Origin of the sequence: Amycolatopsis albispora (assembly GCF_003312875.1) — a bacterium.
In the GTDB taxonomy this organism is placed as follows: Bacteria; Actinomycetota; Actinomycetes; order Mycobacteriales; family Pseudonocardiaceae; genus Amycolatopsis; species Amycolatopsis albispora.
Genome location: NZ_CP015163.1, coordinates 4,903,171 through 4,916,381, shown reverse-complemented (window position 1 = coordinate 4,916,381; position 13,211 = coordinate 4,903,171). Strand labels below are relative to the sequence as shown.

Here is a 13,211-nt window from a genome sequence, read left to right as displayed (position 1 = left end):
GGAGTTCGTGTCATGGCAGCACCGACGGCCCGGCTGGCCGCCGCCACCGCCAACGTGCTGGGCAAGGTGCTGCACGGTGGCGTGGCCGACCTCCGTCCGGTGCCACGGGTGCTGATCGACCACGGCCCCAACCGCTCGGTGTACCGGCTGACCTCCGGTGACAAGGCGGCGCCCGACGGGCCGCCGGTGCTGCTGGTGCCGCCGCTGGCCGCGCCCGCGTTGTGCTTCGACCTGCGCCGCGGGTGCAGCCTGGCCGAGCACCTGGTCGACGCCGGGCGGCGCACCTACCTGGTCGACTACGGCACGGTCGCCTTCTCCGACCGGCGGCTCGGCATCGAGCACTGGATCGAGGAGGTGCTGCCGCGCGCGATCCGGCGGGTGAGCGAGGACGCCGGCGGGCAGGGCGTGCACCTGGTCGCCTGGTGCCTCGGCGGCATCTTCTCCCTGCTGACCACGGCCGACCAGCCGGAACTGCCGGTCGAGTCGGTGGTGACGGTGGCCTCGCCGTTCGACTTCACCGCGATCCCGCTGGTGGCGCCGTTCCGGCCGCTGGTGGACCTGACCGGCGGGCACCTGCTCACCCCGTTCTACCGCGTGCTCGGCGGCGCACCGTCCTATTTGGTCAGCCGGGTGTTCCGGGTGACCGGGCTGAACAAGGAGATCACCAAGCCGCTGGCGATCCTGAAGAACCTGGACGACCGTGACTACCTCGCGCAGATCGAGGCGGTCGACCACTTCATGGACAACATGGCGGCCTACCCCGGGCGCACGTTCGGGCAGCTCTACCACCGCTTCTTCCGCGCGAACGACCTGGCCGAGGGCAGCGTGGACCTGAACGGGCGGATCATCTCGCTGTCCGGGGTGAAGGTGCCGACGCTGATCGTGGCCGGGGAGAACGACACCATCGCCCCGCGCGCGGCGGTCGAGCGGCTGACCGGGCTGCTGGAGAACGCGCCGGAGGTCCGCTTCGAAACCGCGCCCGGCGGGCACCTCGGCGTGCTGACCGGCCGGAAGGCCCGCGGCACCACCTGGCGCTACATCGACGAGTTCCACGCGGAGCAGCTCTGAAGCCTTGCGGCAACACCTCGAAAAATGTACATTTTGTACATGTCCACCGAGATGAGCGTGACCGAGGCGCGGCCGGAGCTGCCCGAGTTGATCAACCGTGCCTGCTACGCCGGTGAGACCACCTACCTGACCAAGCACGGGCGCCGTACCGCGGCCGTGGTTTCGGCGGAGAAGGCGCAACTCCTCGAAGACCTCGAGGAACTCGTCGACAGCGAAGAGGTGCGCAAGGCGCTCGCGTCGCTCGCGGACGGTACCGAGACGCGCGTGCCGTTCCGGCGGCGCACCACCAGGAGCCGGAACGGCTGAGTGTCCTACGAGATCGAACTCACCAGCCGCGTCGAGAAGTTCCTGGACAAGCTGGGCCGGGGTCAGCCCGCGGACGTCGAGGCGCTGGAGAACGCCATCGAGGATCTCGCCGATGAGCCGAGGCCGTCCGGGTGCCGCAAGCTGAGCGGGCACAACGGGGTCATGCGGGTCCGCGTCGGCGGGTACCGGATCTGCTACACGATCGACGACGGCAAGCTGGTGGTGCTGGTCATCGTCATCAGCACTCGCGACAACGTGTACGAGGCGGTCAAGCGGCACCTCGGTGGCTGACTAGGGGAGCAGGCGCGAGGTGTAGCCCGCCGCCGCGAGGCGGTGGTAGGCGGCGGTGATCTCGCCGGGCACGTCCTGGTTGATGGTGTGGCCCAGTTCGGCGTACCGGGTCAGGCGCTGCGCCTCGCCGACGAGCATGTCGATCACCAGCGTCGCGTCGCCGATGCCCGCGGTGTAGGCGTGCAGCGGGCGCCGGTCGGCCGAGCAGCGGATCTCCACGCCGGGCCAGCGCTTCGCGGCCGTGGCGTAGGCGCGCCGCTGGTGGTACGGGCGGCAGGTGATCAGCACCGAGCCGACCTGCACGCCCTGGTCGCGCAGCAGGTCGCGGCTGAAGTCGATGTTGTCCGCGGTGTGCTTCGCGGCGGGCTCGACGAGGATCGCCTGCTCCGGCACGCCGTGCTCGACGGCGATCTCGCGGAAGTGCACGGCCTCACCACGCGGGAAGCGGCCGATCGTGGTGGGCGCGTTGGCGCCGGTGAACACGATCAGCGGGCACACCCCGCGCAGGAAGAGCTCGGCCGTGTAGACCGCCACGCCCGGGTCGTGGCAGCCGAGCCCGATCGCCACGTCCACCGGCTCGAGGTCGTCGTCGATCCGGAGGAACCGCCACAACGCCTCAACGTCGGCGCGAACGGCTTCAGGGATGGTGGCGGTGTCGACGGTCACACGACCAGGGTATCGGGTCAGCTGAAGACGACCGATCGCAGCAGGAGCCGCTCGGAGCCCTGGCCGCCGTGGGGGCGGAGCGAGAAGTAGGCCGCGCTCTCACAGTCGTTGTCCTTGAACACCACCGCGCGTGAGTCGGTGTGGTTGCGCGGGCGGAAGGCATCCGTGTCCCAGTCGGCGATCTCCGGGATCTCGATGCACTCACCGCTCGGCGGGTCGACCAGTGCGCCGGTCTGCACCTGGCCTTCCTCGTCGACGTAGCGGTAGGTGAACACGCCGTCGGCCGCGGAGGCCGTTCCGGTAGCCGTCAAGAGCAGGGCGAAAGCGCTGGTGAGCGCGAGAAGAGTGCGCATCGGGAAGCATCCTTTCGGCGAGTGGTCAGCGCTTCGACAGTGCGCGACCACGCCACCCCGATGGGCTGACACCACCCGGTTACGCGACAAACGCCATCAAACCGGGTGGCTCAGCTCAAGTCCGCTACTTCAGTTCCGCGCTGCTCTTGCCCAGCAGGCGACGCGCCACGATCAGCTGCTGGATCTGCTGCGTCCCCTCGAAGATGTCCAGGATTTTCGCGTCGCGGCTCCACTTTTCCAATAGGGACTCTTCGGTGTAGCCGAGCGCCCCCGCCAGTTCCACGCACCGCAGCGTGATGTCGACGACCGAGCGGCCCGCCTTCGCCTTGGCCATGGAGGCCTGCAGCGAGTTCGGCTTCCGGTTGTCCGCCATCCACGCCGACTCCAGCGTCAGCAGGTACGCCGACTCGTAGTCCGACTCCAGCTCCAGGTACGTCGCCGCGGCGGCGTGCTGGTGGTGCGCCGGCTTGTCGTAGTCGACCGTCACGCCCGCTTCGGCCAGGATGCGCGCCGTCTCCTCCAGCGCGGCCCGCGCGACACCGACCGCCATCGCGGCCACCAGGGGGCGGGTGTTGTCGAAGGTCTGCATGACCCCCGCGAACCCCTTCTTGGTGTCGATTTCCGGCGTGCCCAGCAGGTTTTCCTTCGGCACGCGGCAGTTGTCGAAGCGCAGCACCGCGGTGTCCGAAGCGCGGATGCCGAGCTTGTGCTCCAGCCGCACCACCTCGAACCCCGGCGTGCCCTTCTCCACCACGAACGACTTGATCGCCGCGCGCCCCTTCGACTTGTCCAAAGTGGCCCAGACGACCACGGCGTCGGCGCGCTCTCCCGAGGTCACGAAGATCTTCTCGCCGTTGAGCACGTACTCGTCGCCGTCCAGCCGCGCGGTGGTGTTGATCGCCGCCGAGTCCGAGCCGCAGTCCGGCTCGGTGATCGCCATCGCCGCCCAGATCTTGCCGAACCGCGCCAGCTGCTCCTCGTTCGCCACCGACGCGATCGCCGCGTTCCCCAGCCCCTGCCTCGGCATCGACAGCAGCAGCCCCACGTCACCCCAGCACATCTCGATCGTGCCGAGCGCGATGTTCAGGTTGGCACCGTTGCGGTTGCCGGACGCCTTCTGGTCCGCCTTCTCGTCACGCCGCACGCCCGCCGCGCCCGCGCCGCCCTCACCGGAGGAGTTCAGCCCGTCCAGCAACGCGGCGAACATGTCCAATTCGGACGGATAGGCGTGCTCGGCCCGGTCATACTTCCGTGAAATGGGCCGGAAAACCTCGGCCGCCGCCTGATAGGCCTGGTTGACCAGTGCCCGCGCCTTGGCCGGAACCTCGAGATTGATCATGATGGAAACCCTTCCGAACCAAGAATCAGAGCAGGACCGAGCCTTCGAGCACCCCGGCCGCGCGCAGGTCGCGGTACCAGCGCTCGACCGGGTGCTCCTTGACAAAACCGTGCCCGCCGAGCAGTTGCACGCCCGCGCTGCCGATCTTCATGCCCTTGTCGGCGGCCAGTTTCCTGGCCAGCGCGACCTCACGCGCGTACGGCTTGCCCTGCTCGGCACGCGCCGCCGCGCGCAGCGTGACCAGCCGCAGGCCCTCCAGCTCGATGCCGATGTCGGCGACCTGGAACGCCACGCCCTGCCGGTGGCTGACCGGCTCGCCGAACGCGTGCCGCTCGTTGACGTACGGGATCACGTAGTCCAGCACGGCCTTCGCCGTGCCCGCCGCGAGCGCGGCCCAGCCGAGGCGCGAAAGCCGGACCACTTCGGCGAAGACCTCCGGCTTGCCGCCGCCGAGCAGCGCCGACGCGGGCAGGGAAACCCCGTCGAGGTGCAGCTTCCCGGTGGCCGCGCCACGCAGGCCCATCGCGGGCTCGCCCTCGATGCTCACGCCCGCGTTCGACGACTCGACGATGAACAACGCGGGCCCACGCCCTTCGAGATCCGCCGAGATCACAAACAGTTCCGCCTGCGAAGCCCGCGGCACCAGCGACTTCACACCGTCCACTTTGTACCCGTTGGGAGTGCGGCGAGCCTTGGTGCCCGGCTTGAACGGGTCGAACAGCGGCGCGCGCTCCTGCAACGCCAAAGCGGCGGCGGGCACGTTCTCGCCGACGAACGCCGGGAGATAGGTGGCCTGCTGCTCGGCGTCGCCCCAGGACACCAGCGCCGTGCTCACCGCGGACGGGGCCAGTACGGCGACCGCCAGCCCGAGGTCGCCGTGCGCGAGTGCCTCGGCGACCAGCGCGCTGGTCACCACCGAGCGCTCGGTGCCGACCCCGCCCAGTTCCTCGGGAATGCCGACCAGCGTCACGCCCAGCTCGGCGGCACGCGTGAGCAGGCCGTCCGGCGTGGTCAGCTTCGCGTCGGCCTCCGCCGCGGCGGGCCGCAGTTGCTCGGCGGCGAACTCGCGGACGGTCTCCACGATCATCTGCTGCTCTTCGGACGGGGTGAGGTCGAACAGCCCGCTGTCCGGCGCGGTCGCCAGCCGCTCCGGTGCGTCACGCCGCTGGATCGCCTTGAACGAGCGCCCGGCGGCACCGGCGGCCTTGAACCCGCCGCGGGTGGCCGACGACACCAGCGACTCGATCGGCTTGCGCAGTCCGGCCCGGTCGATCGCCTTGACCCCCGCGAGCTTGGTCAGCGCGGCGAGGCCTAGGCCCATGGCGTCGCGCTTCTTCCCCGGCGTGCCCATGGCCGCCCTCCCGTCATCGCTTACCTACTCGTGAGTAGGTTAACCCGGAGTGGTGGCGAACGCCAGTAACGGGGGCGGAATTGGCATGCCGGAACGAGGTTCAGCCCAGGTCGAGCACCGAAATCATCATGCGGTGCAGTTCCGCGGGCAGCTGGGGGCGTGAGTTGACCCGGCGCGTGCGGGCGAGATCGTTCGCGATGGTCAGCGCGGCGTGCACGGTGATCTTCGCCTCACGCGCGTTCAGCGACGGGTGGACCGCCTGGAGCAGGTGCACCCACTGCGCCACGTAGTCGCGCTGGACCCGCAGCAGTTCGGCCTGGTCGCGCTCGGGCAGGTTCAGCGGATCACCGGAGAAGGCCACGGTCAGCTCCGCCGAACCGGTCAGCGTGTGCACATAGGACTCGGCGAGCCGCCGCAGCGCTTCGCGCTCGTCCGGCGGGGCGCTGCCGCGCAGGGCGTGCTCGGCGCCGAGCGCGAGCCGGTCGGCCGCACGCCGGCAGATGGCCACCACCAGCGCCGACTTGCTCGGGAAGTGCCGGTACACGCTGGGCCCGGTGATCCCGGCCGCGGCCCCGATCTCCTCCATGCTCACCGCGTGGAAACCGCGCTGGGAGAACAACTCCGTCGCCGCCGAGAGCAGTTGCTCACGACGTGAGGGCTGCCCGATTCCCGGCGGTGGCTCCGGCGCGGCCACGGTCTCGGCAGCGGGCGGCAGTTCGGTGTGCAGCACGCGTCGGGCCAGTTCGACCAGCAGCTGCGCGAACCGGCGCTTCGCCACACTCGTGTGGTGCACGGACACGCTGCCGAACACGCTGAGCCCTGCCCAGCACAGCAGTTCGGCGTCCTCCGGTGACAGCTCTGGGCGCACCAGCTGCAGTGATTTCGCCCACGAAGCGAGCACCTCACCGGAGCGTCGGCGGATTTCGCGCCGGTGCTCGCGGGGCAGGTGCCTGCCCTCCCAGCGCCACAGCGCGGCGATCTCCCGGCGTTCCACGGCCTGCCCGGCCAGGCAGGTGAGCAAGGCCTCGATCTGCGCCGGGCCGGGCACCGAACGGTCCGAGACCGCCTGCTCGGTGGCGGCTTCCATGTCGTCGATGCCGGAGAGCACCACGTGCGTGAGGATGGCCTGCTTGTCCGCGAAGTGCCGGTACAGCGCGGGCCCGGTGACCCCGGCCGCGGCGGCGATGTCGTTGATGCCCACGCCGTGGTAGCCCCGCGCGCGGAACAGCTCGGCGGCCACCCCGGCGAGCTGGTTCTTGCGATCGCGTGGCCGTTTGCCACGACCGGGCACAGGTTCCATAGGTGAACACACTCTAGCGGGTGTCTGTTGGCTCGCAACCCATTGACACCCTGGGGTTTGTCCGGGATAAGTTAGTCTGTATTAGCGTTACCGGCCAGTACTCGGAGGACACAGTTGTGAGCAACGAGGCGTACATCTACGAGGCGCTCCGCACGCCTCGCGGCAAGAACAAGGGCGGTGCGCTGCACGGCACCAAGCCGGTCGACCTGGTGGTCGGCCTGATCGACGAGCTGAAGGTGCGCCACCCGAACCTCGACCCCGCGGTGATCGACGACATCGTGCTCGGCGTGGTCTCGCCCGTCGGTGAGCAGGGCGGTGACATCGCCCGCACCGCGGCGCTGGTGGCCGGCCTGCCCGAGACGGTGGCGGGCGTGCAGCTGAACCGCTTCTGCGCCTCCGGCCTGGAGGCCACCAACATCGCCGCGCAGAAGGTGCGCTCCGGCTGGGACCGCCTGGTGATCGGCGGCGGCGTGGAGTCGATGTCGCGGGTACCGATGGGCTCGGACGGCGGTGCGCTGTTCATGGACCCGTCCACCGCGTACGACAACTACATCGTGCCGCAGGGCATCGGCGCCGACCTGATCGCCACCATGGAGGGCTTCTCGCGCGAGGACGTGGACGCGTTCGCCGTCCGCTCGCAGGAGAAGGCCGAGGCGGCCTGGTCCGGCGGCTACTTCGCGAAGTCCGTGGTGCCGGTCAAGGACATCAACGGCGTGACCATTCTCGACCACGACGAGCACCGCCGCCCCGGCACCTCGCTCGAGGGGCTGGCCAAGCTCAAGCCCGCCTTCACCACCATCGGTGACATGGGCGGCTTCGACGCGGTGGCGCTGCAGAAGTACCACTCGGTCGAGAAGATCGACCACGTGCACACCGGCGGCAACTCGTCGGGCATCGTCGACGGCGCGGCGATCGTGCTGGTCGGCGGTGAGGAGATCGGCAAGCAGTACGGGCTGACCCCGCGAGCGCGCATCGTGGCCACCGCTTCGATCGGCTCCGAGCCGACGATCATGCTGACCGGCCCCACCCCGGCCACCCGCAAGGTGCTCGACATCGCCGGGCTGACCGTCGACGACATCGACCTCTTCGAGCTGAACGAGGCCTTCGCCTCGGTGGTGCTGAAGTGGATGAAGGACCTGAACCTGCCCGAGGAGAAGGTCAACGTCAACGGCGGCGCCATCGCGATGGGCCACCCGCTGGGCGCCACCGGCGCGATGCTGGTGGGCACCGTGGTGGACGAGCTGGAACGCCGTCAGGCGCGCCGCGCGCTGGTCACGCTGTGCATCGGCGGCGGCATGGGTGTCGCGACCATCATCGAGCGGGTGTGAGGAAGAGATGACCGAAGCGAAGACCATCCGCTGGGAACAGGACGCCGACGGCATCGTCGTGCTCACCCTGGACGACCCGAAGCAGTCGGCCAACACGATGAACGCGGACTTCCGCGAGTCGCTCGGTGTTGTCGTCGACCGCCTCGAAGCGGAGAAGGACAACATCACCGGCGTGGTGCTCACCTCGGCGAAGAAGACCTTCTTCGCCGGTGGTGACCTCAACGACCTGATCCAGGCGAAGCCGGAGAACGCCGCCGAGATCACCGAGAGCAGCGGGCGGATGAAGGCCCAAATGCGGCGGCTCGAGCAACTCGGCCGCCCGGTGGTGGCGGCGATCAACGGCGCGGCCCTCGGCGGTGGCCTGGAGCTGGCGCTGGCCACCCACCACCGCATCGCGGCCGACGTCAAGGGCAGCCAGATCGGCCTGCCCGAGGTCACCCTCGGCCTGCTGCCCGGTGGCGGCGGCGTGGTGCGGACCGTGCGCCTGCTGGGCATCCAGAGCGCGCTGCTGAACGTGCTGTTGCAGGGGCAGCGGCACAAGCCGGCCAAGGCGCTGGAGCTGGGCCTGGTGCACGAGCTGGTCGGCAGCGTGGACGAGCTGCTGCCGAAGGCCAAGGAGTGGATCAAGGCGAACCCCGAGGCCGTGCAGCCGTGGGACGTCAAGGGCTACAAGATCCCCGGTGGCACGCCGTCGAACCCGAAGTTCGCGGCGAACCTGCCCGCGTTCCCGGCGAACCTGCGCAAGCAGATCAAGGGCGCGAACATGCCGGCGCCGCGGGCGATCCTGTCCGCCGCGATCGAGGGCTCGCAGGTCGACTTCGACACCGCGCAGCTGATCGAGACCCGGTACTTCGTGCACCTGGCCACCGGCCAGGTGGCGAAGAACATGACCAAGGCGTTCTTCTTCGACCTCCAGCACATCAACTCCGGCGGTTCGCGGCCGGACGGGTTCGAGAAGTACACCGCGAAGAAGGTCGGTGTGCTCGGCGCCGGGATGATGGGCGCGGCGATCGCCTACGTCTCGGCGAAGGCCGGGATCGACGTGGTGCTCAAGGACGTTTCGCAGGAAGCGGCCGAGAAGGGCAAGGGCTACGCGGTCAAGCTCGAGGAGAAGGCGCTCTCGCGGGGCAAGACCACGCAGGAGAAGTCGGACGCGCTGCTGGCGCGCATCAAGCCGACCGCGGACCCCGCCGACTTCGCCGGCGTCGACTTCGTGATCGAGGCCGTGTTCGAGAGCGTCGAGCTGAAGCACAAGGTGTTCGGCGAGATCGAGGGCATCGTCAACGCGGACGCGGTGCTGGGTTCGAACACCTCCACGCTGCCGATCACCTCGCTCGCCGAGGGCGTGCAGCGGCAGGAGGACTTCATCGGCATCCACTTCTTCTCGCCGGTGGACAAGATGCCGCTGGTCGAGATCATCTGCGGGGAGAAGACCTCGCCGGCCACGCTGGCCAAGGTCTTCGACTACACGCTGCAGATCCGCAAGACCCCGATCGTGGTGAACGACAGCCGCGGCTTCTTCACCAGCCGGGTGATCGGCACGTTCATCAACGAGGCCGTCGCCGCGCTGGGTGAGGGTGTCGAACCGGCGTCGATCGAGCAGGCGGGGGCGCAGGCCGGGTACCCGGCGCCGCCGCTGCAGCTGATGGACGAGCTGACGCTGACCCTGCCGCGCAAGATCCGGCTGGAGTCCAAGGCGGCCGTCGAGGCCGAGGGCGGCACCTGGAAGGGGCACGCCTCGGAGGCGGTCATCGACCGGATGGTCGAGGAGTTCGACCGCAAGGGCCGGTCGTCCGGTGCGGGCTTCTACGAGTACGACGACGAGGGCAAGCGGACCGGGCTGTGGCCGGGGCTGCGTGACGCCTTCAAGTCGGGCACGGCGGACGTCCCGTTCGAGGACCTCAAGGAGCGCATGCTCTTCGCCGAGGCGCTGGAGACGGTCAAGTGCTTCGACGAGGGCGTGCTGCGGTCGGTGCAGGACGCGAACATCGGGTCGATCTTCGGCATCGGCTTCCCGGCGTGGACCGGCGGTGTCATCCAGTACATCAACCAGTACGAGGGTGGCCTGGCCGGGTTCGTGGCGCGGTCGCGTGAGCTGGCCGAGCGCTACGGCGACCACTTCCTGCCGCCGGAGTCGCTGGTGGCGAAGGCCGAAAAGGGCGAGATCTTCGAGTGAGTTCGCTGTCCGCCGGGTCGGCTGCCGTTGCGCGGTCGGCCCGGCGGGCATCTTTTGCTGATCAGAAGCGGTGCGCTCAGCGCAAGCTCTCGGATGTTCACGCCGTCGGCGAGCCTCACCGAGACGTAGTGATGGCGGAGCTGGGTGAGCCACCTCCCGGCGCGTCGTCTCCTAGCGGAGCTGCCCGAACTTGTCCCGCCCGGTCGGCGTCGGGATCGTCGGCTCTATGTGCAGGCGATACACCGATTTGTACGGGATCTTCGTCGCGGGGCCGGCCTTAGAGCCCTGAACCAGTCGCGGCCTCAAGCAGCTCTCCCGCGAATTCGACGTGGCCGTCGTCTTCCCATACCAGCTCAATCGCCAAGCCGTGGCGCGGCAAGAAGGCATCACCGATCACGCCACATACAGCGAAATCGGTGTCTACCGCGGCGAACTGTTACGACTGCTGGAGCGATGAGCGTTGGGCTCGCCGCCGCCGTTCCTGCTCGTACACCCGGTGTGCGTCTCGGCATACCGGGCAACGACAGGCGTGCTTCGCGTATCTCGAGTTGGTGCCGTGCTCCGGCAGCGCCGATGGAACCGGATAGCCAAACTCCAGGGCCACAGCCTTGCGATCGTGGCGATCGAGGCCTCCCCAGATCCCGTTCGGTTCGCCCCGCTCTAGAGCGGAGACGGCGCACGGGAACCGGACCGGGCAAACCGCGCAGATGGCCCGGGCGGCGTACTGCTCCACGCTGCCGGGCTTGGCATCGAGCCACGCGTCTCTCAGCTCTGGGAACTTGAGGCAAGATCCGCGCGAATGCCAATCCGGGACTCGGCGTTGTCGGTGATTCCTCGGGAATTGAGTTGCCATACGAGGAGTTACGGGAAGGATCCATCATGGATGCCATCACGGTCGTGATTCCCACGATCGAAGTACGGCGACACCTGCTGGCCTGCGCTGTCCGTTCCGTACGGGAGCAGACGCTGAGGCCGCATGAGGGCATCGTTACCGCGGACACCGACCGCCGGGCGCGTCGGCCACCAGCGACCGGCCGATATGGCGGGTCACCATCGACTGGGGTGCGCTCCTCGACGACGGCGACCAGATGCGGCCCGAGGTTAAGGCGGCCGTAAGTCCGCTCCCTCCCCACAGGGAGGGTGAGCCCTCGGTCCAGGCCCGCGGCGGGCAAGGACGCGGAGGGTGTCCGCGCACGCCGTCTGAGTTGAGCTAGTCGAGTTTGGCTGAGCGCCAGCTACCCGAAGAGTAGGCAGCGAGCAGTCGCACCACGCCCTGGTCGTCTTCTGGCCCGTAGAGGTACAGGTGGCCGGAAGCCTGGTGGATGTCGAATGATTGCGCGTTGCTGTGTAGCTCACGGCTGTTGGCGTGGGTGTGTACCTCGACGGCCATTTCGGTTGCCCTTTCCGTTGTGGGTAAGGAGAGATCGTCGCCGTCGATCGAGGCGTTACGGACGGTGAGGGATGTTCGATCTTGTCGCCTACGTCGCGAAGTCCTACCCGCGGATGCCGACCGTGCCGGAAGGCCGCCGGATCCTGACCGGCTCGATCCGCTGCTGGCCGCGCTGACCTAACTGCCCCACCACCTGCGCGGCCCGGAGACCGCCGACGAGATCGGTTTCAGCGAGGCGCACATCGACTGGTGCGGGCTGGCGAAGCGGTACGTGCGGCCGATCAGCGTCGGCGAGCCGGGCTCGGTCCGAGACGCGATCATCGCTCCGCGGGGCTCTGCAAGTCCATCTGATGGTTCACGATCACCCCGCTGTGGCCGGCCGCGCACGGCCCACCGACAGTCTTTTGCGCGCGCGGGGTCGTCTATGGCTATAGTGCTAGGTAGCTAGATAAATAGAGTTAGGGGACCTCGTGATGAGACGTGTGCGACAGGGCGTGGTGGTGCTGATCGGGGTGCTCGCGCTCGCCGCGGGTGCGGTGCCCGCTTCGGCTTCGCCGGATTTCACGCCGCGGCTGCCCAAGACGACCGGGGCGTTGCCGGTGGGCAAGACCGTGATGCACTTGGTGGATTGGTCGCGCCCGGACACCTGGGTGCCGTCGGCCGGGTCGCGTGAGCTGATGGTTTCGGTCTTCCACCCGACCTTCGTGCCGCACGGGCGGCGGGCGCAGTACATGACACCGCTGGAGTCGGAGCTGTTGTTGAAGGATGGGGAGATCACTTCGCTGCCGTACGACTTGTTCAGTCGTACCAAGATGAATTCGGTGGCCGACGCATCGCCGATGGGCCGGTGGCCGCTGGTGGTGCTTTCGCCGGGGTTCACGAAACCGCGGGCCACGCTTTCGGGGTTGGCGGAGGACCTGGCGAGTCACGGGTTTGTGGTGGCCGTGGTCGACCACACCTACGAGAATGTGGCCACGACCTTCCCGGACGGGCGGGTGACGGAGTGCGTGGCCTGTGAAATCACGCGAACGCCGGAAACCGCGGACGCGTTCTGGAAGAAGCTGGCCGATGGGCGAGCGGCCGATGTTTCGTTTGTCATCGATTCACTGCTGGCCGACTGGGGTCGCTTCGTGGACGGTTCGCGGATCGCGATGGCGGGGCATTCGGTGGGCGGCGCGAGCAGTGTGCATGCGATGATGGCCGATTCGCGGATCAAGGCGGGAATCAACATCGATGGCATGAACAGCACGCCGTTGACTGGTGAGCTTACGCGGCCGTTTTTGTTCTTGGGCAGGGAAAGCCAGTACGCGCCGGGAACCGGTGAACAGTCGGGGACGTGGGAGCGCGACTGGGCGTCGATGACCGGGTGGAAGCGGTGGCTGGTGGTGCGGGGGCCGGAGCATGCTTCGTTCACTGATGTCGGTTTGCTGGCGGAACAGGCTGGTTTGGATGTCGGGGCGGAGCTTTCCGCTGAACGGACTTCGGTGATCACGCGGCGGTATGTACGGGCTTTCTTTGATGAGCATTTGCGTGGCATTCCGCAGGGTCTTTTGGCGGCGCCTTCGTCGCGGTATCCGGAGGTCCGCTTTTGCACGCCGGACGGCGGTTGCGCGTAGCTGCAACGATCGAGTGAACCGGGCGGC

General features: G+C 68.5%; 13 protein-coding genes. 6 read left to right on the top strand and 7 right to left on the bottom strand.

Going from position 1 to position 13,211, the window contains the following annotated elements:
- The first annotated feature begins 12 nt into the window (after positions 1-12).
- Genes A4R43_RS23115 through A4R43_RS23105 form a run of 3 tightly spaced genes read left to right on the top strand, consistent with a single transcriptional unit; the run spans position 13 to position 1,665 of the window.
- Positions 13-1,068, top strand: coding sequence for an alpha/beta fold hydrolase (locus tag A4R43_RS23115; protein ID WP_113694254.1), 1,056 nt, complete (start codon positions 13-15; stop codon positions 1,066-1,068).
- Positions 1,069-1,107: 39 nt separating this feature from the next.
- Complete coding sequence (locus A4R43_RS23110; RefSeq protein ID WP_162788562.1) at positions 1,108-1,374, top strand: type II toxin-antitoxin system Phd/YefM family antitoxin; 267 nt, start codon at positions 1,108-1,110, stop codon at positions 1,372-1,374.
- On the top strand, positions 1,375-1,665 hold the full coding sequence (locus A4R43_RS23105; RefSeq protein ID WP_113694252.1) for a type II toxin-antitoxin system RelE family toxin: 291 nt from the start codon (positions 1,375-1,377) through the stop codon (positions 1,663-1,665).
- Here the strand turns inward: A4R43_RS23105 and A4R43_RS23100 are convergent, their stop codons facing one another.
- The 5 genes from A4R43_RS23100 to A4R43_RS23080 all read right to left on the bottom strand — a co-directional run bounded on the left by A4R43_RS23100 (position 1,666) and on the right by A4R43_RS23080 (position 6,674).
- Positions 1,666-2,331, bottom strand: coding sequence for a YdcF family protein (locus A4R43_RS23100; protein ID WP_236808203.1), 666 nt, complete (start codon positions 2,329-2,331; stop codon positions 1,666-1,668).
- Positions 2,332-2,348: 17 nt separating this feature from the next.
- Positions 2,349-2,684, bottom strand: coding sequence for a hypothetical protein (locus tag A4R43_RS23095; protein WP_113694251.1), 336 nt, complete (start codon positions 2,682-2,684; stop codon positions 2,349-2,351).
- 124 nt (positions 2,685-2,808) lie between these two features.
- Complete coding sequence (locus tag A4R43_RS23090; protein ID WP_113694250.1) at positions 2,809-4,023, bottom strand: acyl-CoA dehydrogenase family protein; 1,215 nt, start codon at positions 4,021-4,023, stop codon at positions 2,809-2,811.
- Positions 4,024-4,048: 25 nt separating this feature from the next.
- On the bottom strand, positions 4,049-5,344 hold the full coding sequence (locus A4R43_RS23085; protein ID WP_113697815.1) for an acyl-CoA dehydrogenase family protein: 1,296 nt from the start codon (positions 5,342-5,344) through the stop codon (positions 4,049-4,051).
- A gap of 130 nt (positions 5,345-5,474) precedes the next feature.
- Entirely contained in the window at positions 5,475-6,674 is a 1,200-nt protein-coding gene (locus tag A4R43_RS23080; RefSeq protein ID WP_113694249.1) for a TetR/AcrR family transcriptional regulator, read from the bottom strand.
- 116 nt (positions 6,675-6,790) lie between these two features.
- Between A4R43_RS23080 and A4R43_RS23075 the strand changes: the two genes are divergently transcribed.
- Both A4R43_RS23075 and A4R43_RS23070 read left to right on the top strand, forming a co-directional pair.
- Positions 6,791-8,002: an acetyl-CoA C-acetyltransferase gene (locus tag A4R43_RS23075; protein WP_113694248.1), complete on the top strand. Its 1,212-nt coding sequence runs from the start codon at positions 6,791-6,793 to the stop codon at positions 8,000-8,002.
- A 7-nt stretch (positions 8,003-8,009) separates the two neighbouring features.
- Complete coding sequence (locus tag A4R43_RS23070; protein ID WP_113694247.1) at positions 8,010-10,178, top strand: 3-hydroxyacyl-CoA dehydrogenase NAD-binding domain-containing protein; 2,169 nt, start codon at positions 8,010-8,012, stop codon at positions 10,176-10,178.
- Between the two features lie 436 nt (positions 10,179-10,614).
- Here A4R43_RS23070 and A4R43_RS44790 read toward each other — a convergent pair whose 3' ends face one another.
- Positions 10,615-11,031, bottom strand: a complete 417-nt coding sequence (locus A4R43_RS44790) for a WhiB family transcriptional regulator (RefSeq protein WP_113694246.1) — start codon at positions 11,029-11,031, stop codon at positions 10,615-10,617.
- 714 nt (positions 11,032-11,745) lie between these two features.
- Positions 11,746-11,889 (bottom strand): hypothetical protein, encoded by a 144-nt coding sequence (locus A4R43_RS42850; RefSeq protein WP_162788561.1) that lies wholly within the window; start codon positions 11,887-11,889, stop codon positions 11,746-11,748.
- Positions 11,890-12,062: 173 nt separating this feature from the next.
- On the opposite strand from A4R43_RS42850, the gene A4R43_RS23055 reads away from it, so the two are divergent.
- Positions 12,063-13,184 carry an alpha/beta hydrolase family protein gene (locus A4R43_RS23055; RefSeq protein WP_236808202.1) on the top strand — a complete coding sequence of 374 codons (1,122 nt, stop codon included), beginning with the start codon at positions 12,063-12,065 and terminating at the stop codon, positions 13,182-13,184.
- The last annotated feature ends 27 nt before the right edge of the window (positions 13,185-13,211 follow it).